The 21743-nt window shown below is 65.1% G+C and carries 16 protein-coding genes; 9 read left to right on the plus strand and 7 right to left on the minus strand.

Annotation, left to right across the window (positions count from 1 at the left end):
- Positions 1-50: 50 nt before the first annotated feature.
- The 7 genes from CCZ28_RS04550 (at position 51) to CCZ28_RS04580 (ending at position 7760) form a co-directional block, all read left to right on the plus strand.
- Positions 51-1073: a YncE family protein gene (locus CCZ28_RS04550; RefSeq protein ID WP_140216286.1), complete on the plus strand. Its 1023-nt coding sequence runs from the start codon at positions 51-53 to the stop codon at positions 1071-1073.
- 158 nt (positions 1074-1231) lie between these two features.
- Positions 1232-2089 carry an iron uptake transporter permease EfeU gene (efeU, locus tag CCZ28_RS04555; protein ID WP_140216288.1) on the plus strand — a complete coding sequence of 286 codons (858 nt, stop codon included), beginning with the start codon at positions 1232-1234 and terminating at the stop codon, positions 2087-2089.
- On the plus strand, positions 2086-3288 hold the full coding sequence (gene efeO / locus CCZ28_RS04560; protein WP_167509209.1) for an iron uptake system protein EfeO: 1203 nt from the start codon (positions 2086-2088) through the stop codon (positions 3286-3288). Before efeU ends, efeO (CCZ28_RS04560) begins: the two co-directional genes overlap by 4 nt.
- Positions 3285-4577 (plus strand): iron uptake transporter deferrochelatase/peroxidase subunit, encoded by a 1293-nt coding sequence (gene efeB / locus CCZ28_RS04565; protein WP_140216290.1) that lies wholly within the window; start codon positions 3285-3287, stop codon positions 4575-4577. Before efeO (CCZ28_RS04560) ends, efeB begins: the two co-directional genes overlap by 4 nt.
- A 24-nt stretch (positions 4578-4601) precedes the next feature.
- Positions 4602-5417 (plus strand): iron uptake system protein EfeO, encoded by an 816-nt coding sequence (efeO, locus tag CCZ28_RS04570; protein ID WP_140216292.1) that lies wholly within the window; start codon positions 4602-4604, stop codon positions 5415-5417.
- Positions 5418-5617: 200 nt separating this feature from the next.
- Complete coding sequence (locus CCZ28_RS04575; protein ID WP_140216294.1) at positions 5618-7276, plus strand: nitrite/sulfite reductase; 1659 nt, start codon at positions 5618-5620, stop codon at positions 7274-7276.
- The gene (locus CCZ28_RS04580; RefSeq protein ID WP_140216296.1) at positions 7260-7760 is read left to right on the plus strand and encodes a DUF934 domain-containing protein; all 501 of its coding nucleotides are present in this window, start codon (positions 7260-7262) and stop codon (positions 7758-7760) included. The genes CCZ28_RS04575 and CCZ28_RS04580 overlap by 17 nt, the downstream gene beginning before the upstream one ends.
- 61 nt (positions 7761-7821) lie before the next feature.
- On the opposite strand, the gene CCZ28_RS04585 is transcribed toward CCZ28_RS04580, so the two are convergent.
- Positions 7822-8814, minus strand: coding sequence for a YhdH/YhfP family quinone oxidoreductase (locus tag CCZ28_RS04585; protein ID WP_140216298.1), 993 nt, complete (start codon positions 8812-8814; stop codon positions 7822-7824).
- 52 nt (positions 8815-8866) lie between these two features.
- Positions 8867-9892, minus strand: a complete 1026-nt coding sequence (sohB, locus tag CCZ28_RS04590) for a protease SohB (protein ID WP_140216300.1) — start codon at positions 9890-9892, stop codon at positions 8867-8869.
- A 250-nt stretch (positions 9893-10142) separates the two neighbouring features.
- Between sohB and CCZ28_RS04595 the strand changes: the two genes are divergently transcribed.
- Positions 10143-10454 carry an SCP2 sterol-binding domain-containing protein gene (locus tag CCZ28_RS04595; RefSeq protein WP_140216302.1) on the plus strand — a complete coding sequence of 104 codons (312 nt, stop codon included), beginning with the start codon at positions 10143-10145 and terminating at the stop codon, positions 10452-10454.
- Positions 10455-10574: 120 nt separating this feature from the next.
- Positions 10575-11903, plus strand: coding sequence for an IS4 family transposase (locus CCZ28_RS04600; RefSeq protein ID WP_140216304.1), 1329 nt, complete (start codon positions 10575-10577; stop codon positions 11901-11903).
- Positions 11904-11947: 44 nt separating this feature from the next.
- Here CCZ28_RS04600 and CCZ28_RS04605 read toward each other — a convergent pair whose 3' ends face one another.
- From CCZ28_RS04605 to tpx, 5 genes are all read right to left on the minus strand, one after another.
- A complete protein-coding gene (locus CCZ28_RS04605; protein ID WP_140216306.1) occupies positions 11948-13429 on the minus strand; it encodes an efflux transporter outer membrane subunit in 1482 nt (493 codons plus the stop codon).
- On the minus strand, positions 13426-16536 hold the full coding sequence (locus CCZ28_RS04610) for an efflux RND transporter permease subunit (protein ID WP_140216308.1): 3111 nt from the start codon (positions 16534-16536) through the stop codon (positions 13426-13428). Before CCZ28_RS04610 ends, CCZ28_RS04605 begins: the two co-directional genes overlap by 4 nt.
- Position 16537: 1 nt before the next feature.
- Positions 16538-19669, minus strand: coding sequence for a multidrug efflux RND transporter permease subunit (locus CCZ28_RS04615; protein ID WP_140216310.1), 3132 nt, complete (start codon positions 19667-19669; stop codon positions 16538-16540).
- 9 nt (positions 19670-19678) lie between these two features.
- On the minus strand, positions 19679-20914 hold the full coding sequence (locus tag CCZ28_RS04620; protein WP_140216312.1) for an MdtA/MuxA family multidrug efflux RND transporter periplasmic adaptor subunit: 1236 nt from the start codon (positions 20912-20914) through the stop codon (positions 19679-19681).
- 289 nt (positions 20915-21203) lie between these two features.
- Positions 21204-21704: a thiol peroxidase gene (gene tpx, locus CCZ28_RS04625; RefSeq protein WP_140216314.1), complete on the minus strand. Its 501-nt coding sequence runs from the start codon at positions 21702-21704 to the stop codon at positions 21204-21206.
- Positions 21705-21743 lie beyond the last annotated feature (39 nt).

Here is a 21743-nt window from a genome sequence, read left to right on the forward strand (position 1 = left end):
ACGGATTCGCTTGATCCTGGCAGGGAGGCTTGCCCATCGGGAGACCTCCTATGCCCCATTTGAATCGCCGCCAGACCCTTGGCCTGCTAGCCGCCAGTGCCGCCCTGCCCTTGCTGGGCGGTTATCCACCCAGGGTGCTAGCGGCCAGCGCGGAGTACCTCGCCCTGGTGGAGAAGGAAGCCCCTGGCGTGGGTTTCTATCGTCTGGCTGACGGCAAGCGCGTCGGCACGCTCGAATTGCCCGAGCAGCCCCATGAAATCGTCGCCGATCGCCAGGGCCGCTATGCCTATGTCGGCCAGTACGGCGTCAAGAGCTGGCAGGCACCGGGCACGGGTGGTCATCAGGTCAGCGTGATAGATCTCGTCGAGCGCCGCCTGGTGAGGTCCATCGATCTTTCGCCCTATCACCGGCTGCACGGCATGCGTCTGGATGACCAGGGGCGGCTCTATGTGCTCAGCGAGACCGATTCGCTGCTGATCCGCTTCGATGACCCGGCCACCGCCACGGTGCCGAGCCAGATCATCCCGGTCGGTGGCACCCGCAGCCATTACTTCGTGTTGACCCGCGACGGGCGCCGAGCCTATGTCGCCGATACCCTGAGCGGCCTGGTGATCCTGGTCGATCCGCACAACGCCGCCGTATTACCGGTGAAGAAGCGGCTCGGTCAGGCACCGGAAGGCTGCTGCCTGAGTCCGGACGAGCGGACCTTCTATGTATTGGATCGCTTCGCCGGAGTGCTCCATGCCTGGGATGCGCGTGACCTCACCCCGCTGCGCCAAGTGAAGCTGCGCGGCGAGGCCGTGCGGGTAGTCGCCCTGCCGGATGGACGACTGCTGGTCTCCAACCTGGCCGATAAAAGCTTGTCGCTGCTGCGGCCGGATACCCTGGCCGAGGTCGGCTATCTGCCCATGGGCAGCGCCGTACCAGGGCTGAACCTGGAGCCAGGCGGCGAGCGCCTGTTCGCCGCGCTGGAAGGCGATCAGTTGGCCGTCGTCGACCTGCATGCCTGGCGGGAGGTCCAGCACTTCGCCACCGGCAAGTCGCCCGATACCGCAGTGGTCTTCAGCGCCTGAGCTGAATCCCCGTGATCCCCGTGCCAGACCGCTTTATGAACCAAGCGGGCTGAGGTCGTACGAGAATCATCCTCATTTAACAATTCGAATCATTGTGATACAAATCACCGACCCGAAAGCCTGACTGCGCTTTCCCCTTTCCGTCGGTAGTCGAATCCATGCTCGTCCCTTTCCTGATCATGCTCCGCGAAGGCATCGAAGCGGCGCTCATCGTCGGCATCATCGCCAGCTATTTACAACGCACCGGTCGGGGGCATTGGATGCCCGCCGTCTGGATCGGCGTGATGCTGGCGGCAGCCCTGTCACTCTTCGTCGGTGCGGGCTTGCAACTGGCCAGCGCCGAATTTCCGCAACGCCAGCAGGAATTGTTCGAAGCGATCGTCGGCTTGGCTGCTACCGTCATCCTCACGTCCATGGTGTTCTGGATGCGCAAGGCAGCACGGTCGATCCGGACCGAATTGCACGAATCCCTGGAAGCCGCCCTCTCCACCTCGCGCAACCAAGTCTATGCGCTGATCGGCATGGTGTTCCTGGCGGTCGCCCGTGAAGGCCTGGAAACCGTGTTCTTCCTGCTGGCCATCTTCCAGCAGAGCGAAGGCCCAGGCGCGCCCCTGGGGGCCCTGCTCGGGCTGGCAATCGCCATCGCGGTCGGCTACGGCCTGTATACCGGCGGGGTACGCCTGAATCTCGGCAAGTTCTTCCGCTTCACCGGGCTGTTCATTCTCTTCGTGGCTGCCGGCCTGTTCACCAATTCGATCAAGGCGCTGCATGAGGCCGGGCTGTGGAATTCGCTGCAGCAGGTGGTGTTCGACTGGAGTCACGTCCTGCCGGCCGACGGCCCGGTGGGCACCGTGCTGGCCGGCATGTTCGGCTATCAGGACACCCCGACCGTGAGCACCCTCGGCGCCTATCTGCTGTTCCTGGCGATCACCCTGCCGCTGTTCTTCCGTACCCCAGCGCCACCCCGGCGCCCCGCCCCCGCCACCCCCACTGCCTCGATGGAGCGCCAGCCGTGACCGCAACCCCCAATGCCACCCCGCCGAAGCAGACCTCGCCGGCGTTGCGCCTGGCCGTGGTGGCCTCCGCCGGCCTGCTGATCGTGGCGGCGGCCGCCTTCTACTATGCCTCGCGCTCGGCCAACCAACGACATGCCGCGGCCGGGGCGGACGTGGTCACGGTCGACATCCTGGCCAATCGCTGCGAGCCGAACGCACTCGAGGTGCCTGCCGGCCCGGCACGCTTCCGTATCGTCAACCGCTCGGACCGGGCGGTGGAGTGGGAAATTCTCGACGGCGTGCTGGTGGTCGAGGAGCGCGAGAACATCGCCCCGGGACTCAGCCAGGTCATCAACGCCACCCTGGCGCCGGGCGACTACGCCATCACCTGCGGCCTGCTGAGCAATCCGCGCGGGACGCTGAAGGTGCTGCCCACCGCCGCCTCGGAGGCGGCCAGCAAGGCCATGCCGACGTTGACCCAGTTCATCGGGCCGCTGTCGGAATACCGGGTCTATCTCAATCAGCAGAGCCGCCTGTTGCTGCAAGGCATCACCGCTCTGCAACAGGCGCTGGCGGCGGGAGACCTGCAGCAGGCGCGGGACGCCTATGCCGCCGCCCGCCTGCCCTATCAGCGCCTGGCTGCGACCGCACAGCGCTTCGCCGAACTGGACAATCGCCTTAATGCCCGCGCCGACTACTACGAAAAGCGCGAGCAGGATCCGGCCTTCGGGGGCTTCCATCGTATCGAGCAGGGTCTCTTCGTGGCCGACAGCACCGCGGGCCTGGAGCCGGTTGCCGCCCGCCTGCAACAAGACGCCACCGCGTTGCGCGACGCCCTGCTCGGCCAGTCGCTGCCGCCGGAGCAACTCAGCGGCAACGCCGCCAGACTGCTGCACAACCTCGCCAGTACGCGCATCTCCGGTGAGGAAGAACGTTACAGCCAGCTCGTCCTGCCTGGTTTCGCGGCCAATCTGGAGGGTACCCGCAAGGTCATCGACCTGTTGCGCCCCTTGCTGAGCAAAAGTCACCAAGAGCTGCAACAGCAACTCGACACCCAGGCCCAGGCCTTCGCCGACGCCCTGGGCGATCAGCAGCGGCCCTATGCCAACCTATCCGCATCCGACCGTGATCGTATCGCCAAGGCGGCCCAGGCCCTGGCCGATTCCCTCGACCAGGTCGCTCCAGCCCTCGGCCTCACCGTAACCAAGACCTCGCCATGAAGAAGTCCTCTACCGATCAACCCAATATCGAACGCCGCCGACTGCTGGGAGGCCTGGGTGCAACCGGCCTGGCCCTGGCCGGTGCCGGCCTCTGCCCGATGCATGCCCAGGCGGACAGCACCGCCGAGGTGACCCGTGCCCCTGGCAGTTCCACCACCCACCAGCACCAGGAATTCCTTGGTCGGCACCAGAGCGGCATCGTCACCCCGCGGCCGGCGGCCGGCATGGTGGTGGCCTTCGACGTCCTCGCCGACGACCGCGAGGATCTCGAGCGACTGTTGCGTACCCTCGACGAGCGCATCCGCTTCCTTATGCGGGGCGGCCCCGTACCGGAGGTCGATCCCAAGCTGCCCCCACTGGATTCGGGCATCCTCGGCCCGGTGGTGACGCCCGACAACCTCACCATCACCGTTTCCGTGGGCGAGTCCCTGTTCGATGACCGCTTCGGCCTGGCCGCGGTCAAGCCGAAGCAACTACAGCGCATGACCGGCTTTCCCAACGACGCTCTCGAAGCGGATTGCTGCCATGGCGATCTCTGTCTGCAGTTCTGCGCCAACACGCCCGATACCAACATCCACGCCCTGCGCGACATCATGAAGAACCTGCCCGACCTGCTGGCGATCCGCTGGAAGCAGGAAGGCAGCGTTCCGGTCATGGACACGCCGCCCGGACAGCCCGCGGAAAGCGCCCGTAACTTCCTCGGCTTCCGCGACGGCTCGGCCAACCCGGACTCCACCGACCAGCAGGCGATGGATCGCATCGTCTGGGTCCAGCCCGACAGCGGCGAGCCCGTCTGGGCGGCTCAGGGCAGCTATCAGGCAGTCCGCATCATCCGCAACTTCGTCGAGCGCTGGGACCGTACCCCCCTGCAGGAGCAGGAGGCTATCTTCGGCCGGCGCAAGGCCAGCGGCTCGCCCATGGCCGGCGGTCACGAAACCGACGTGCCGGACTACGCCAGCGATCCCAAGGGCAAGGTCACGCCCCTGGATGCCCATATCCGCCTGGCCAATCCGCGCACCGCGCAGAGCCAGCGCAACCTGATCCTGCGGCGCCCCTTCAACTACTCCAACGGCGTGCGCAAGAACGGCCAGCTCGACATGGGGCTGCTGTTCATCGCCTACCAGGCGGATCTGGAGCAAGGCTTCATCGCCGTCCAGAAGCGCCTCGATGGCGAACCACTGGAGGAATACATCAAGCCCATCGGCGGCGGTTACTTCTTCGTCCTGCCGGGAGTCACCGATCCAAAGGATTACCTCGGCCGCAGTCTGCTGGCAGCCACGCAGTCTTAAAACAGCCTCGACAGGAGAAGTCGAATGAAACGCACGTCCCTCGCCGTAGCCCTCGGTCTGGCCTTCGCCGCACCGGTATTCGCCGCCAACTCGCCGCTGGATCTGGTGGGCCCGATCTCCGACTACAAGATCTACGTGACCGAGAACCTGGATAAGCTGACCCAGGACACCCAGAAATTCACCGAGGCGGTGAAGAAGGGCGACCTGGCCACCGCGCGCAAGCTCTACCCCACCACCCGCGTCCATTACGAGGCGATCGAACCCATCGCCGAACTGTTCAGCGACCTGGATGCGTCCATCGACTCCCGCGAAGACGATCACGAGCAGGGCGTAAAATCCGATGACTTCACCGGCTTCCACCGTCTGGAATACAGCCTGTTCGAGAAGAACAGCACCGAAGGCCTGACCCCGCTGGCCGACAAGCTCATGAGCGATGTCAAGGACCTGCAGAAGCGCGTCGAAGGCCTGACCTTCCCGCCGGAGAAGGTAGTGGGCGGTGCCGCCGCGCTCATGGAAGAGGTGGCCGCGACCAAGGTTTCCGGCGAGGAAGACCGTTACAGCCACACCGACCTCTACGACTTCCAGGCCAACGTCGACGGCGCCAAGAAGATCTTCGACCTGTTCCGTGCGCAGATCGCCAAGCAGGATCAGGCCTTCGTCACCAAGGTCGACAAGAACTTCGCCCACGTCGACAAGATCCTGGCCAAGTACAAGACTCCCGATGGCGGCTTCGAGACCTACGACAAGGTCAGCGAGCGCGACCGCAAGGCTCTAGTCGGCCCGGTCAATACCCTGGCCGAGGATCTCTCCACCCTGCGCGGCAAGCTGGGTCTGAATTAAGCAGTCCAGGGGGCGGCATCCGGCGCCGCCCCTTCCCCACCGCTTATCGCCGGAATAGATTTATATATAAAGAAACATCGCTTTTAAGCATATAGCCCTGCTGCTATCGTTCACGGCCTAGAAAAGTCGCTGGCGCCCCCTTGGGAGCCGAAGACTTCGATCACGCGCAGCCGTGCGCGCCGCCTGACAGCAGGATGACCATGTACGTTTACGATCAGTACGATCAGCGGATCGTCGAAGAACGTGTCGCCCAGTTTCGCGACCAGACCCGCCGCTTCCTGGCCGGAGAGCTGGGTGGCGAAGAATACCGCCCCCTGCGCCTGCAGAACGGCCTCTACATCCAGCGCTATGCGCCCATGCTGCGCGTGGCGGTGCCCTACGGCCTGCTGAACACCACCCAGGTCCGCAAGCTGGCGCAGATCGCCCGCGACTACGACAAGGGCTACGCCCACATCAGCACCCGCCAGAACTTCCAGTTCAACTGGCCGGAGCTGGAAGACGTCCCCGAGATCCTCGCCGAGCTGGCCACCGTGCAGATGCACGCCATCCAGACCAGCGGCAACTGCATCCGTAACACCACCACCGACCAGTTCGCCGGCGTCGCCCATGACGAACTCGTCGATCCGCGGCCCTGGTGCGAGATCATCCGCCAGTGGTCCACCTTCCACCCCGAATTCGCCTTCCTGCCGCGCAAGTTCAAGATCGCCGTCAACGGCGCTGCCCGGGACCGCGCGGCCATCGAGGTGCACGACATCGGCCTGGAAGCGGTACGCAACGAGGCCGGCGAACTGGGCTTCCGCGTGCTGGTCGGCGGCGGTCAGGGCCGTACGCCCCACACGGGTGAATTCATCCGTGAATTCCTGCCCTGGCAGCACCTGCTCAGCTACCTGGAAGCCACCCTGCGGGTCTACAACCGCTACGGCCGCCGCGACAACAAGTTCAAGGCGCGGATCAAGATCCTGGTCAAGGCCCTGGGCGCCGATGTCTTCGCCGAAAAGGTCGAGGCCGAGTGGGCCCATCTCAAGGATGGCCCCATCACCCTGACCGAAGCCGAGGTGGCACGGGTGTCCGCCTTCTTCGTCGACCCGGCCTATGCCGAGCTGCAGGACCAGGACGAGGCCCTCGCCCGCCTGGACGCCGAGCATCCTGGCTTCGCCCGCTGGCGCCAGCGCAACACCTTCCGCCACAAGCGTCCGGGCTACGTCGCCGTGACCCTGTCGCTCAAGCCCACCGGCGTGGCCCCGGGCGACGTCACCGACCGCCAGCTCGACGCCATGGCCGACCTGGCCGATCGCTACAGCTTCGGTGAGCTGCGCACCTCGCACCAGCAAAACGTCATCTTCGCCGACGTCCGCCAGGACCAGTTGCTCGAACTCTGGCATGAACTGCGCGAGCACGGCTTCGCCACGCCCAACATCGGCCTGCTGACCGACATGATCTGCTGCCCGGGTGGCGACTTCTGCTCCCTGGCCAACGCCAAGTCGATCCCCATCGCCGAGTCCATCCAGCGTCGGTTCGACGATCTGGACTACCTGTTCGACATCGGCGAGCTGGACCTGAACATCTCCGGCTGCATGAATGCCTGCGGTCACCACCACGTCGGCCACATCGGCATCCTCGGCGTGGACAAGAAGGGTGAAGAGTTCTACCAGGTGTCCCTCGGCGGCGACGCCGGCCGTGACGCCACCCTGGCGAAGATCCTCGGCCCCTCCTTCGCCCAGGACCAGATGCCCGAGGTGATCGGCAAGCTGATCAACGTCTACGTCGAGCAACGCACCGAAGACGAGCGCTTCATCGACACCTACCGCCGTATCGGTATCGACCCCTTCAAGGAGCGCGTCTATGCAAAGAATCATTAAGGGCGACCAACTGGTCACCGACAACTGGCATCTGCTGCCCAAGGACGTCGCGCTCGAAGACGTCCCCAATAGCGATGACGTGATCATCCCGGCTGCTCTGTGGCTGGAACATGGTCATGCCCTCACCTGCCGTGACGGTCGCCTGGGCATCTGGCTAGACAGCGACGAAGAGCCGGAGAGCATCGCCAAGGACCTGCAGCACTTCGCCCTGATCGCCATCAACTTCCCGGCCTTTGTCGATGGGCGCGGCTATTCCTATGCCCGTCTGCTGCGCGAGCGCTTCGGCTGGAAAGGCGAGCTGCGCGCCATCGGTGATGTCCTGCAGGATCAGCTGTTCTTCCTCAAGCGCTGCGGCTTCGACGCCTATGTGGTGCGCGCCGACCGCGATCCGGAAGCGGCCCTGAAGGGTCTGCGCGACTTCAGCGAGACCTACCAGGCGGCGGTCGATGAGCCGCAACCGCTGTTCCGTCGCCGGCAAGCCTAAGTACCAGGCCTGACGCAAAAGAAGACCCGCCGCGGCGGGTTTTCTTTTGGATCGTCCGACACTAGCCAAGATTGACGACTACGCGCCCCACCATCTTCCCCGCCAGTATCTGGCTGATGGTATCCGGCAGCTCGTGCAGGCCGATTTCCCGGGTCAGGCTGTCCAGGTCGTCCAGCTTCCACTGCACCGAGAGCTTGTCCCAGAGCGCGGCCTTGGCCATCAGCGGCAACTCGACGGAATCGACGCCCAGCAGATTCACGCCGCGCAGGATGAAGGGAAAGATCCCAGCTTCGAACTTGGTGCCGGCGGTCATGCCGCAGCAGGCCACGCTGCCACCGTACTCCAGCGACTTGATGACGTTGAACAGGATATCGCCACCCACTGTATCCACCGCACCCGCCCACTGCTGATCCAACAGCGGCTTGCCGACGCCGTCGGCCAGGGTCGCCCGGTCGAGGATCTGCCGCGCGCCCAGGCGGTGCAACCACTCCGCCCGCTCCAGCTTGGCGGTGGAGGCCGCCACGTGATAGCCGAGCCGTGCCAGCAACTTGACCGCCAGGCTTCCGACACCGCCACTGGCACCGGTCACCAGTACGGTACCGGACTCGGGGGCCAGCCCCATCTGTTCGAGCTTCTCGACGCAGAGCGCCGCGGTAAGGCCCGCGGTGCCCAGCGCCATGGCTTCGCGCAGGCCGAGGTTGTCCGGCCGACGGATTACCCAGGCGGCCGGAACGCGGATGTACTGGCCGAAGCCGCCAGCGGTGTTCATGCCCAGGTCGTAGCCGGTGACGATGACCTCGTCACCGACGGCGAATTCGGCGGCACTGGAGGCTTCCACCACGCCCGCCGCGTCGATCCCCGGAGTATGAGGATAGCGGCGGGTCACGCCGCGATTGCCAATGGCCGACAAGGCGTCCTTATAGTTGAGCGAGGAATAGCGGACCCGGATCAGCACCTCACCGTCGGGCAGGTCGGCCAACGTCCGGGTTACCACTTCCTGCTTGAATGCACCATGGGCCCCTTCGGTCACCCAGAGTGCCTGGAAATCACTCATCGCAGATCCTCCCTTGAAGTTTTGTTATGGGATGGGGCATGTCTTATGGACCTCAGCGCCAGCGAGTCGACTCGGACAGCCTCTCCCACCAGGTGGTCGCCAGCCGGTCGATGCCCAGGCTGGCAGCCATGCCGAGGCGTTCGGGCAGCGACTTCTTCTCAACGAAGCGCACGGCGAACACCTCAACCACCTGGGCGCGCTCGGCCAGGTATTCGTCGCTGGTACGTAGCTCGTCCACCAGTTGCTTGCCCAGCGCGGCCTGGCCCAGCCAAACCTCGCCGGTCGCCACTTCGTCGATGTTCAATTGCGGACGATAGTGGGCGACGAAGTTCTTGAACAACTCGTGAGTGGTATCCAGATCGTTCTGGAATTTTTCCTTGCCCTTCTCGTCGTTCTCACCGAATACCGTGACCGTGCGCTTGTATTCACCGGCGGTGAACACCTCGAAGTCCACGTCATGCTTCTTGAGCAGGCGATGGACATTGGGCAACTGGGCGACCACGCCGATGGAGCCGAGGATGGCGAAGGGCGCGCTGAGGATACGGTCGCCGATACAGGCCATCATGTAGCCACCACTCGCGGCTACCTTGTCGACACAAATGGTCAGCGGCACCCCGGCCTGACGGATGCGCGCCAGCTGCGAGGCGGCCAGGCCATAGCTGTGTACCAGGCCACCGCCGCTTTCCAGGCGCACTACTACCTCGTCCTTGGGCGTGGCCAGGGTCAGCACCGCGGTGATCTCGTTGCGCAGGTGCTCGTTGGCCGTGGCCTTGATGTCGCCGTGGAAATCCAGCACATAGACCCGGGACTTGCCCGACTCACTCTTGCGCTTGTTCTTTTCGGCCTTGGTTTCGCGTTTGCGCAGGGCCTTGAAGGCCTCCTTGCCCAGCACGCTTTGCTGCAGTCGCAGACGTAGGTCGCGATAGAAGTCGTTGAGTTTTTGGACCTGGAGCTGCCCACCCGAGCCGCGACGATTACGCCCACGGATGGCAGCGGCGAACAACAGCACGGCGAGGATGGCCACCACCAGGGTGACGGTTTTGGCCAGGAAGCTGGCATAGTCGGCAAGAAACTCCACGGACTCTCCTAGGATGGCGGCACGGTGCCCCGCCCAGCATACCGAGTCGCCTGGCCGATAGAAACTCGGCGGCCAGCCAAGGGCGCGCTGGTCGGAATAATCCGTCCGGTTTCAGCAAGGCCTGGATTTTCAAACAAGCGTATGAAGATTCATTGACAGCCTTCCTGCCGCCCCCTACCCTCGGTTGCAGTGACCCTGCCGGGCCCGCTGGGGTTCGGCCTCAATCGACAAGACCACAAGGACCCTCGCCATGAGCGCAGCCGATGCCATCGCCACCCTGAAAAGCAAGTTCGATCCCTCCGCCGCGGCCGGCCTGGATCTCACCTATCAGTTCGACGTCGAGGGCGGTGACAACTACTACGTGGTCATCAAGGATGGCACCTGCGACGTCCAGCAGGGCGACGCTACCGATCCGGATTGCACCCTGATCATGGACCAGGCCACCCTGGCCGGTATCGTCAGCGGCGAGACCGACGGCATGCAGGCCTTCATGTCCGGCAAGCTGCGGGTCGAAGGCAACATGATGCTGAGCATGAAGCTGGGCGAACTCTTCCCCAACTGAGTCGCCAGCCAGACGAAAAAGCCGGGCCTCTGCCTAATGCCAGTCAGTTAAGAGTTCGGCCTTGACGCCTGACTGGCGGCGCACAGAATCCGGTGCTTGATTCCAAGCACCGGATTTTTTATGCGTATTGCTCAAGCCCTGGAAATGACTCGCGAGTTGTCCTCAACCACGACGACACTTGAGGCCCTGGGTGAGCTGCTCGATCCCGACCTGATCAAGACCGCGCTGGAAACAGCCGGGGTGGCTACCCTACGCAAACGTCGGCTGCCGCTGGAATCCATGCTCTGGTGCGTCATCGGCCTGGCCCTGTTTCGTCGCCTGTCGGCCTGGGATATGGTCAATCAGTTGGACATCATGTTGCCCGGCCAGAAGCCCTTGGTCGCCCCCAGTGCCGTGGTGCAAGGCCGCCAGCGACTGGGAGTCAACGCAGTCCGTGAGGTATTCCAACTGACCCAACAGCGCTGGCACGAGACGGCCGGACATCCAGGCTGGCAGGGACTGCGCTTGCTCGGTGTTGACGGCGTGGTCTGGCGTACACCGGATACGCTCGACAATCGTGCGCGCTACGGCTCGGCGACCAATCAGCAGGGTGATACCAGCTTTCCCCAGGTCCGCATGGTGTGTCAGATGGAGCTGACCAGCCATCTACTGGTGAGTAGCGCCTTCGACGCTTACGCAAGCAATGAGATGAAGCTGGCCGAGCGATTGATCGAAAGCACGCCCGATCATTCACTGACCCTGTTCGACAAGGGCTTCTACTCGTTAGGCCTGCTACATCGCTGGCAGCGAACGGGCCACGAACGGCACTGGCTATTACCGCTGCGCAAAGGCGCCCAGTACGAGGTAGTCCGTGCATGGGGCAAACAGGATGCCCTGGTCAGCCTTCGAACCTCGCCACAGGCCAGCCGACAATGGCCCGATCTGCCGGACACCCTACAGGCGCGACTGCTGAGTAAGACCATCAAGGGCAAGCAGTACCAGATCCTCACCTCCATGACGGATCCTAGGCGTTTCGTCTCCGACGAAATCGTCGATCTCTACAGCCACCGCTGGGAAATCGAGCTTGGCTACCGAGAGATCAAGCAAGGCCTGCTCGATGGCCGCTACACGCTACGCAGCAAAACACCGGACATGGTGGAGCAGGAGCTTTGGGGGCTGCTCCTGGGATACAACCTGCTGCGTTATCAGATGGTGCAGATGAGTCGCCAGTGCCCGGGTGTTTATCCCTGCGAGATGAGCTTCTCCGCGTGCAGCTGGGCCATCCTGAAATTCCTGCTGAGCCTTTCGCTGAACAGTCCTGGCAACATCCCACGCTATCTCGCCGACCTGCATGCTTTGGCACCGCATTTCGTGCTGCCGCATAGGCGCGATTACCGTGCCTATCCGCGGGTCATCAAGCCCAAGCCTTCGAAGTATCCGACCAGAAAGAAAAATGCCAGTCAGGCTTAACTGACTGGCATTAGGGCCTCTGCCCGGCTTTTTCATGCCTCTCGTCAGGGCCGCCGCGGTGGCGCAGGTGGCGTAAGGTTGCCATCCCACCCACCGCCGAGCGCTGCGATCAGTTGGACGCTGGCGCTCAGACGACTGCCCAGCAGCGTCAGGTTGGTGCGTTCGTTGCTCAGGGCGGTGGTCTGCAGGGTTACCACGTCCAGATAACCGATCAGGCCGGCGCGATACTGGTTCTCGGCCAGTTGCAGGGCACGGCGGGCCGCGTCCAGGGCTTCCTGGCGAACACCGGCTTCGTCCTCATAGGTGCGCAATTGCACCAGGTAGTCTTCCACCTCGCGGAAGCCGTCGAGCACGGTCTGGCGATAGCCGGCGACGCTGGCGTCGTAGCTGGCCTCGGCGGATTCCACCTGGGCGCGGCGCAGGCCGCCGTCGAACAGCGTCAGGGCGAAGGACGGACCGATCGACCAGAAGCGATTCGGCGTACTGACCAGGCTGCCCCACTGGCTCGCACTGTAGCCACCGTTTGCGCTCAGGGTCAGGTCGGGATAGTAGGCCGCTTCGGCGACGCCGATGGCGGCATTGGCGGCCATGACCTGGCGCTCGGCCTGGGCAATGTCGGGTCGGCGCTCCAGCAAGGCCGAGGGCACGGCACTGGGTAGGCTCGGTAGCGTCGGAACGGTATTGACCGCCGCCAGCTGGAAGTTGGCCGGAACCTCGCCGATCAACACGGCGATGGCGTTCTCCAGTTGGGCGCGCTGATACCTCAGATCGATGGCGTCGGCCTGGGTGCTCTTCAGCTGGGTGGTGGCCTGGGCGACGTCGGCCGGGGTAACGATCCCCGCGCGATATTGGTTCTGGGTCAGGCGCAGCGAACGCTCGTAGGCGGCGACGGTGGCATCGAGCAGCCGCTGCTGGGCATCCAGTACCCGCAGTTGCAGGTAGTTGGTGGCCAACTGGCTCTGCAGGCTCAGGCGAGTGGCCGCCAGCTCCGCCGCGCTGGCCTGGGCGGTGGAGCGATCCGCTTCCAGTTGCCGGCGCACGCGGCCCCAGAGATCCACCTCCCAGCTCACCCCCAGACTGGCGTCATAGGAGTTGTTGATGGTGCTCACGCCGCCGCTGCTGACGGTACTGCTGGTGCCGCTGGAATTGCGGATGACGGTGCTGTTGCCCGACCCACCGCCGCGCCCGGACCGCGTAGCCCCCAGGCTGCTCGTCAGGGTGGGAAACAACGAGGAGCGCGCCTGGCGCACCAGGGCCAGGGACTGTCGATAGCTGGCCTCGGCCTGGGCCAGGCTCTGATTACGCTGGTTCAGCTGGGCCATCAGTCGGTCCAGGGTCGGGTCGTCGTAACGCCGCCACCAATCGCCGCGCAGCTCCAGGTCCTTGGGCGCAGCGGCCTGCCAGCCCTCGGCGTGGCGATAGGCGACGGGCACCTGGGTGGTCGGCCGCTGGTAGTCCGGGCCCAGGGTGCAACCGGCCAGCAACAGGGCTAGGGTCAGCGCCGACAGGCGCAGGGTTGGAATCATAGCGGCGTATCCAGGGCAGCGTCGGTACGGATGCCGCGCCAACGATTGACGCGGCGGCGCAGGCGTTCGAAATAGAGATAGACCACCGGCGTGGTGTAGAGGGTGAGGATCTGGCTCAGCACCAGCCCGCCGACGATCACCAGACCCAGCGGCTGGCGCATCTCGGCGCCTTCGGTACCGCCGATCAGCAGCGGCACGGCGCCGAGGATCGCGGCCATGGTGGTCATCAGGATGGGTCTCAGGCGCAGCAGGCAGGCCTGGCGGATGCCCTCCTCGGGCGACAGACCCTGGTGGCGCTCCAGTTGCAGCGCCAGGTCCACCATCATGATGGCGTTCTTCTTCACCACGCCGATCAGCAGGAACAGCCCGAGCATGGAGATCAGGCTGAACTGGCCGCCAGTGAGCTGGATGGCCAGCAAGGCCCCGACCCCGGCCGACGGCAGCGTCGAGAGGATGGTCAGGGGGTGCACGTAGCTTTCGTAGAGTACGCCCAGGACGATATAGACCAGCACCAGGGCACCGAGGATCATCAGTGGCTGCCCGGAAACCGTGCTGGCGAAGATATTGGCGGAGCCGCCCAGGCGCCCCTGGACATCGCTCGGCAGGCCGATGGCGGCCACCGCGCGCTGCACCGCCCGGGTGGCCTGCTCCAGGCTGACATCCGGCGCCAGGTCGAAATTGATGCTTTCCGAGGCGAACTGGCCGTCGTGGGTGACGCGGTCCTCGGCGAGGCTGTTGGTATAGTGAGCGAAGGCCGCCAGCGGCACCTGGGCGCCGCTGCTGGTGATGACCCGAACCTGTTCGAGCATGGTCGGGTCCTGGGCGTAGCGCGGATTGATCTCCATCACCACCTTGTACTGGTTGAGCGGCTCGTAGATGGTCGAGATCTGCCGCTGGGCGAAGGAGTTGTTGAGCACTGCGGCGACGGTTTCCATATTCACGCCCAGTCGCTTGGCCATTTCCCGGTCGATCTGCAGGGTGATCTGCTGGGTACTGCCCTCGCGACCGTCCACCGCGGTCAATTCCGGCAGCGCCTTGAGCGCCGCCAGCACCTTGGGCTGCCAGGTCTCCAGCAGATCGACGTCGCCGGATAGCAGGTTGTACTCATAGGACGAAGTACTCTGCTGACGCCCGCCGAATCTCAGGTCCTGATCAGCCATGAGGAACAGCTGGGCACCCGGCACCTTGGGCGCGTTGGCGCGGATGCGCTCGATGACCTTCTGGGCATCCAGCTTACGCTCGGCGATGGGCTTGAGGCGGATCAGCATCACCGCATTATTCACCCCGCTGCCGGCGCCGGAACTGCCGACGAAGCCGGAGGCGCTGGCCACCGCCGGATCGGCCAGCAGCGCCTTGCGCAGGATCTCGATCTTCGGTTGCATCACCTGGAACGACAGGGCGTTGTCGCCGCGGATGAAGCCGATCAACTGCCCGGTGTCCTGCTGCGGCATGAAGGTCTTGGGCACCACCACATAGAGCACGACGTTGAGCACTATGGTGGCGATCAGGCTCAGCAGGGTCAGCCGCCGATGGCGCAGGGCGCAGCCGAGGGTGCGGTCGTAGCCCGCCACTAGCCGCCGGTGGGTACGCTCGCTGAAGCGCTGCAGCCGACTCTCGCTGCCGGGATCGTGGGGGCGCAGCCAACGGGCGCAGAGCATCGGCGTGAGGGTCAGGGATACCACCAGCGAGACCAGGATGGCGGCGGCCAGGGTCAGGGAGAATTCGCGGAACAGCTTCTCGACGATGCCGCCGATGAACAGGATGGCGACGAAGACGGCGACCAGGGAAACGTTCATCGACAGCAGGGTGAAGCCCACTTCGCGGGTGCCCTGGTAGGCGGCCTTCAGCGGCGCCATGCCATTGTCGATGTGCCGGGCGATGTTCTCCAGCACCACGATGGCATCGTCCACCACCAGCCCCGCGGCCAGGATCAGCGCCATCAGCGACAGGGTGTTGAGCGAGAAGCCGAGGATGTACATCACGGCAAAGGTGCCCACCAGCGAGATGGGTACCGCCAGGGCCGGGATCACCGCGCTGCGCAGGCGACCGAGGAACAGCCAGACCACCCCGATCACCAGGAACACGGCGATGATCAGCGTCAGCTCGGCTTCATGCAGGGTCGCCTTGATCACCCCGGATCTGTCCATGGCCACTTCCAGGCGGGCGCTGGCCGGGACGATGGCTTCCAGCGCCGGCAGGCGCGCCTTGAGCGCGGCGATGGTCTCGATGATGTTGGCGTTGGCCTGGCGGTTGACCACCAGCAGCACGGCGCTCTGGTTGTTGTAGAAACCGGCGTTGTAGCGATCCTCCACCGCGTCGCTGACCTTGGCGACATCGCGCAGGCGCAGGGTGGCGCCATCCTGGTAGCGGATGATCAGCGGCGCATAGTCGGCCGCCTTGAACAGCTGGTCGTTGGCCTGGATCTGCCAGTTGTGCTCGTCATTGGCCACCGCGCCCTTGGGTCGGCGCTGGTTGGCATTGTTGATCGCGGTGCGGACGTCGTCCAGCGCCAGGCCGTAATGCTCCAGCTGGCGCGGCTCCAACTCGATGCGTACGGCCGGCAGGGAGCTGCCGCCGATCTGCACCTCGCCCACCCCGTTGACCTGGGACAGGCTCTGCGCCAGCACCGTGGAGGCGAGGTCGTAGAGCTCGCCCTTGCTCAGGGTCTTGGAGGTCAGCGAGAACACCATGATGGGTGCCTGCGACGGATTGACCTTGCGATAGCGTGGCATCTGGCGCATGCCGCTGGGCAGCAGGTTGCGCGAGGCATTGATGGCCGCCTGGACCTCGCGGGCGGCGGTGTTGACGTCCTTGTCCAGGTCGAACTGGATGATGATCTGCGTCGAGCCCTGGCTGCTGCGGCTGGTCATGGAGCTGATACCGGCGATGGTACCAAGGGAACGCTCCAGCGGCGTGGCGACGCTGGAGGCCATCACCTGCGGACTGGCGCCGGAGAGGCTGGCGGACACGGTGATGGTCGGGAAATCCATCTGCGGCAAGGGCGCCACCGGCAGCAAGCGGAAGGCGATGGCGCCCAGCAGCAGCAGGGCCAGGCTCAGCAGCAGGGTCGCCACCGGCCGGGCGATGAAGGGCGCCGAGAGATTCACCTCAGGCCGCCCTGCGCCGACCCAGGCGCTCGCCGAGACTATCGAAAGCCAGATAGATCACCGGCGTGGTGAACAGCGTCAGCACCTGGCTGACCAGCAGGCCACCGACCATCACCAGGCCCAAAGGCTGGCGCAACTCGGCGCCCGCCCCGGTGGCCAGCATCAGCGGCACCGCGCCGAACAAAGCGGCCAGGGTGGTCATCAGAATCGGCCGGAATCTCAGCAGCGCCGCCTGGTAGATGGCCTCCTCCGGCCTCAACCCTTGGTGCCGTTCGGCGTCGAGGGCGAAGTCGATCATCATGATGGCGTTCTTCTTGACGATGCCGATCAGCAGGATGATGCCGATCACCGCGATGAGGCCGAGGTCGTTACCGGTGAGCAAGAGCGCCAGCAGCGCACCGATGGCCGCCGAGGGCAGCGTCGAGAGGATGGTCAGGGGGTGGATGAAGCTCTCGTAGAGCACGCCGAGGACGATGTACATCACCACCACCGCGGCCAGGATCAGCAGCAAGGTACTGGATAGCGACGCCTGGAAGGCTGCCGCCGCGCCTTGGTAGCGGGTGTTGATGCCGATCGGCAGGCCGATCTCCTGCTTGGCCGCGTCGATGGCGGCCACCGCAGCACCGAGGGAGACCCCGCTCGCCAGGTTGAAGGACAGCGTCACCGCCGGGAATTGGCTCAGGTGGTTGATCACCAGCCGCGTCGGCCGCTGCTCCATCTTCACCAGGCTGGAGAGGCGCACCGGGGCGCGGGCGGTGTCGGTGGTGGTCTGCGCGGTGCTGGCCGTACCGGTACCGCTGCTGCCGCTGGCGGTGGTGCCGCTGCCGGCCTTGACCCAGACCTGATTCAGGGCGTCCGGCCCCAGGCTGTCGGCGGCGGCGCTGGCGAGCACCACCCGGTACTGGTTCGCCTGGGTGTAGATGGTCGAGATCTGCCGCTGGCCGAGGGCGTCGTAGAGGGCGTCGGTGATGGCCGACACCTGCACGCCGAGGCGCGCGGCGGCGTCGCGGTCGATGGTCAGGTACAGCTGCAGGCCCTTGTTCTGCAGGTCGCTGGTGACGTCGGTCAGTTCCGGGCGCTGCTGCAGGGCCTGGGTCAGGCGCGGTACCCAGGTGTCGAGCAGATTGGCGTCGGGCGAATCCAGGCTGAGCTGGTATTGGGTACGGCTGACGCGGTCCTCGACGCTGAGATCCTGCACCGGCTGCATGTAGAGGGTGATGCCCACCACCTTGGCGACCGCGGGGCGCAAGCGGTCGATCACTTCCTGGGCGGTGACGTCGCGCTCGCTCTGCGGCTTGAGGTTGATTTGCATCCGCCCGCTGTTGAGGGTGACGTTGTCGCCGTCGACGCCGATATAGGACGACAGGCTGGCCACCGCCGGGTCCTGCAGCACCACCTCGGCCAGTGCCTGCTGCCGCTCGCTCATGGCGCGGAAGGAAATGGACTGGGCCGCCTCGGTGATGCCCTGGATGGAGCCGGTGTCCTGGGCCGGGAAGAAGCCCTTGGGCACCAGCAGGTAGAGCACCGCGGTGAGTACGAAGGTCGCCACCGCCAGTAACAGCATCAAGGCTCTGTTGGCCAGCGACCAGCGCAGCGCCCGGCCATAGCCGGCGATCAAGCGTTCCAGCCAGACCAGCCGGTGTTCGGCGGCCTGCTCCTGCTTGAGCAGCCGCGCGCACATCATCGGGGTGAGCGTCAGCGAAATCACCAAGGAGATGAGGATGGCCACCGCCAGAGTGATGGCGAATTCACGGAACAGCCGGCCCACCACGTCCTGCATGAACAGCAGCGGGATGAGCACGGCGATTAGGGAAATGGTGAGGGACACCAGGGTGAAGCCGATCTGCCGGGCGCCCTTGAGGGCAGCCTCCAGCGGCGTGGCGCCCTCCTCCAGATGCCGCGAGATGTTTTCCAGCATGACGATGGCATCGTCGACGACGAAACCGGTGGCGATGGTCAACGCCATCAGCGACAGGTTGTTCAGCGAGAAACCGGCCAGGTACATGGCGCCGAAGGTGCCGATCAGCGACAGCGGCACCGTGACCGAAGGAATCAGGGTGGCGCTGAACCGCCGCAGGAAGACGAAGGTGACCATGACCACCAGCCCCACCGCCAGCAGCATCTCGTGCTGGACATCGGTGACCGCCGCGCGGATGGTCTCGGTGCGGTCGCTGAGTACGGCGATGTCGAGACCGGCTGGCAGGCTTTCCTTGAGGCTGGGCAGCAGCGCCTGGATGCGGTCGACGGTCTGGATGACGTTGGCGCCGGGCTGGCGCTGCACGTTGACCAGGATGGCGCCGCTACGATTGGCCCAGGCCGCTAGCCGATCGTTTTCCGCGCCCTGGGCGATGGTGGCGACGTCGCCCAGACGCAGGGCACCGTTGTCGGCGTAGTTGAGAATGAGCGCGCCATAGGCCTTGGGATCGCGGATCTGGTCGTTGGCGTCCAGGGTGGCGACCCGTGTCGGGCCGTCGAAGCTGCCCTTGGGCTGGTTGGTGTTCTCGCTGGTGACCAGGCTGCGCACATCGGCCAGGGTCAGGTTGTGGGCGGCGAGCTTGTCGGGATCGACCTGGATGCGCACCGCCGGACGCTGGCCACCGGCCAGGCTGACCATGCCCACCCCGCTCACCTGGGCCAGTTTCTGCGCCATGCGGGTATCGACGAGGTCGTAGAGGGTGGGCAGCGGCAAGGTCTTGGAGGTGATCGCCAGGGTGACGATGGGCGTATCGGCCGGATTGACCTTGTTGTACACCGGCGGCGCCGGCAGGTCGTTGGGCAGGAGGTTGTTGGCCGCATTGATCGCCGCCTGGACCTCCTGCTCGGCGACCGACAGATCCAGCTCCAGGTTGAATCTGAGGGTGATGACCGAGGCGCCACCGGAGCTGGTGGAGGCCATCTGCGACAGCCCCGGCATCTGGCCGAACTGGCGCTCCAGCGGTGCGGTCACGGCGCTGGTCATGACATCGGGACTGGCACCCGGATAGAGGGTGAGCACCCGGATGGTGGGATAGTCCACCTGCGGCAGCGCGGCGACCGGCAACAGGCGATAGGCCAGCAGACCGGCGATGAGCAGTGCCACCATCAACAGGGTGGTGGCCACCGGGCGCAGGATGAACGGACGCGAGATATCCATCGCGGCCGATCAGCCCTGGGTCTTGCCGGGCTTGCGTACCGCCGGCTTGGCCGGTTCGCTGGGCGGCGCCGAGGCACCGCTGACGATCTCCACCTCGTTGCCCTCGCGCAGCCGGTCGGTGCCTTCGGTCACCACCCGGTCGCCCGCAGCGAGGCCCTCAGTGACCACCGTGTTGCTGCCATCGTCCGGACCGAGCTTGAGCGCCCGGACCTGGATCTTGTTATCGGGCCCCACCACGTAGGCGAAGGTGCCGTTGGAGCCGAACTGGATGGCCGCCGACGGCACCACCAGCGCCTGGTCCAGCACCTGCTCGCGGACGCGGACGGTCACGAACTGGTTGGGGAACAGGGCTTCGTCGCCATTGGCGAAGCGCGCGCGGAATTTGAGGGTGCCGGTGGTGGTGTCGATCTGGTTGTCGAAGCTTTGCAGGGTGCCCTCGGCGACCTTTTGCGTACCGCCGCGATCCCAGGCTTCGACGGGCAACGTCTGACCGCTGCGCGCCCGCTTGAGCAATTCGCTGAGCTGGTTTTCCGGCAGGGTGAAGACCACCGAGATCGGCTGGGTCTGGGTGATGACGGCGACCACGGTGCTGTCATTGGCGGACAGCAGGTTGCCACCATCCAGCTGGCGCAGGCCGACCCGGCCGGCGATGGGGGCCTTGATCTGGGTGAAGGCCAGGTTCAGCTTGGCGTCGGCCACCGCGGCCTGGCTGTTCTTGAGGGTACCGCGATACTGATTGACCAGGGCTTCCTGGGTGTCCAGCGTCTGCTTGGCGATGCTGTCTTCGCGGAACAGCCCCTGGTAGCGCTTGAGATCCAGCTCGGCGTTGCGCAGCTGCGCCTGGTTCTGTTGCAGGGTACCTTCGGCCTGCTGCAGGGCCACTTCGTAGGGCCGCGGGTCTATGGTCGCCAGCAACTCGCCGGCCTTCACCTTCTGACCTTCCTCGAAGGCGACGCGCATCAACTCACCGGCCACCCGGGTACGAACGTTCACCGTATTGAGCGCCGTGACGGTACCAATGGACTTGCGCACGATGGGAAAGCTGCGCTGCTCCACGGCCACCACCCGTACCGGGGTCGGTCCGGTCATGCCGAACGGCCCGCGAGCACCCTTCCCGGCCGCCGCTGCACTTTTCTGCGCGTGCTGGTGATACCAGTACCAGCCACCGCCGGCCACCAGGAGAACGATGACGACCAGCCAGGTCAGTCGGTGACGCGAAGCAGTGCGGGGAGAAGAGTCTGACATCGATGGATACGTACACGCGGAGGAAGGCGGGAAGGTAAGCAGCAGGGACCCGGGTAGAACCAGCCCCTTTACCGCCATTTTACTCAAGGCGAAACGGGCAGACACCAGGGTGCCTGCCCGTTTCGCCGTTGGGGTGTTGCAGAAGTTAACTGCTCAAGTTGACGATTTCACACCACGACGGGCCGTCCGAAGGTCATTGCCACGCCTGGTCGGAAAGCATCGCTCGCCCACTCTTGCATCAACCTCCAAGGCCCCTGCCCACCCCGTACCGGCGGCAGGCGTCGAACGATCAGCCCAGGACCGCCAGGGCGGCCGCGTAGTTGGGCTCCTGGCCAATCTCGGGGACCAGCTCGCTGTGCAGCACCTTGTCTTGCTCGTCCAGCACCACCACGGCGCGAGCCGCCAGGCCCTTCAGCGGACCGCTGGCCAGGGCCACACCGTAGTCCTGCAGGAATTCCGCGCCGCGCAGGGTGGAGAGGTTCACCACCTGGTCGAGGCCTTCGGCACCGCAGAAGCGCTTCTGGGCGAACGGCAGGTCGGCCGAGATGCACAGCACGACGGTGTTTTCCAGCTTGTCGACTTCAGCATTGAACTTGCGCACCGAGGTGGCGCAGGTCGGGGTGTCCACGCTGGGGAAGATGTTGAGCACCTTGCGCTTGCCGGCGAGGCTGGCCAGGGTGATGTCCTGCAGATCGCCGTTGACCAGGCTGAAGGCCGGCGCCTGCTGACCGGGTTGCGGCAGGGTGCCTTGGACGTCGACCGGGGTGCCGCGCAAACTGACGGTTGCCATGAACTGCTCCTTTTGTCATGAGACGGGAGGTGGAGTAAA

Origin of the sequence: Pseudomonas oryzihabitans, assembly GCF_006384975.1 — a bacterium.
GTDB lineage: Bacteria > Pseudomonadota > Gammaproteobacteria > Pseudomonadales > Pseudomonadaceae > Chryseomonas > Chryseomonas psychrotolerans_B.

What these genes read in the sequence shown, in the direction of transcription:
- CCZ28_RS04550 (WP_140216286.1), top strand. Translation starts at nt 51, where the DNA reads ATGCCCCATTTGAATCGCCGCCAGACCCTTGGCCTGCTAGCCGCCAGT.
- efeU (WP_140216288.1), top strand. Translation starts at nt 1,232, where the DNA reads ATGCTCGTCCCTTTCCTGATCATGCTCCGCGAAGGCATCGAAGCGGCG.
- efeB (WP_140216290.1), top strand. Translation starts at nt 3,285, where the DNA reads ATGAAGAAGTCCTCTACCGATCAACCCAATATCGAACGCCGCCGACTG.
- efeO (WP_140216292.1), top strand. Translation starts at nt 4,602, where the DNA reads ATGAAACGCACGTCCCTCGCCGTAGCCCTCGGTCTGGCCTTCGCCGCA.
- CCZ28_RS04575 (WP_140216294.1), top strand. Translation starts at nt 5,618, where the DNA reads ATGTACGTTTACGATCAGTACGATCAGCGGATCGTCGAAGAACGTGTC.
- CCZ28_RS04580 (WP_140216296.1), top strand. Translation starts at nt 7,260, where the DNA reads ATGCAAAGAATCATTAAGGGCGACCAACTGGTCACCGACAACTGGCAT.
- CCZ28_RS04585 (WP_140216298.1), bottom strand. Translation starts at nt 8,814, where the DNA reads ATGAGTGATTTCCAGGCACTCTGGGTGACCGAAGGGGCCCATGGTGCA.
- CCZ28_RS04595 (WP_140216302.1), top strand. Translation starts at nt 10,143, where the DNA reads ATGAGCGCAGCCGATGCCATCGCCACCCTGAAAAGCAAGTTCGATCCC.
- CCZ28_RS04600 (WP_140216304.1), top strand. Translation starts at nt 10,575, where the DNA reads ATGCGTATTGCTCAAGCCCTGGAAATGACTCGCGAGTTGTCCTCAACC.
- CCZ28_RS04605 (WP_140216306.1), bottom strand. Translation starts at nt 13,429, where the DNA reads ATGATTCCAACCCTGCGCCTGTCGGCGCTGACCCTAGCCCTGTTGCTG.
- CCZ28_RS04615 (WP_140216310.1), bottom strand. Translation starts at nt 19,669, where the DNA reads ATGGATATCTCGCGTCCGTTCATCCTGCGCCCGGTGGCCACCACCCTG.
- CCZ28_RS04620 (WP_140216312.1), bottom strand. Translation starts at nt 20,914, where the DNA reads ATGTCAGACTCTTCTCCCCGCACTGCTTCGCGTCACCGACTGACCTGG.
- tpx (WP_140216314.1), bottom strand. Translation starts at nt 21,704, where the DNA reads ATGGCAACCGTCAGTTTGCGCGGCACCCCGGTCGACGTCCAAGGCACC.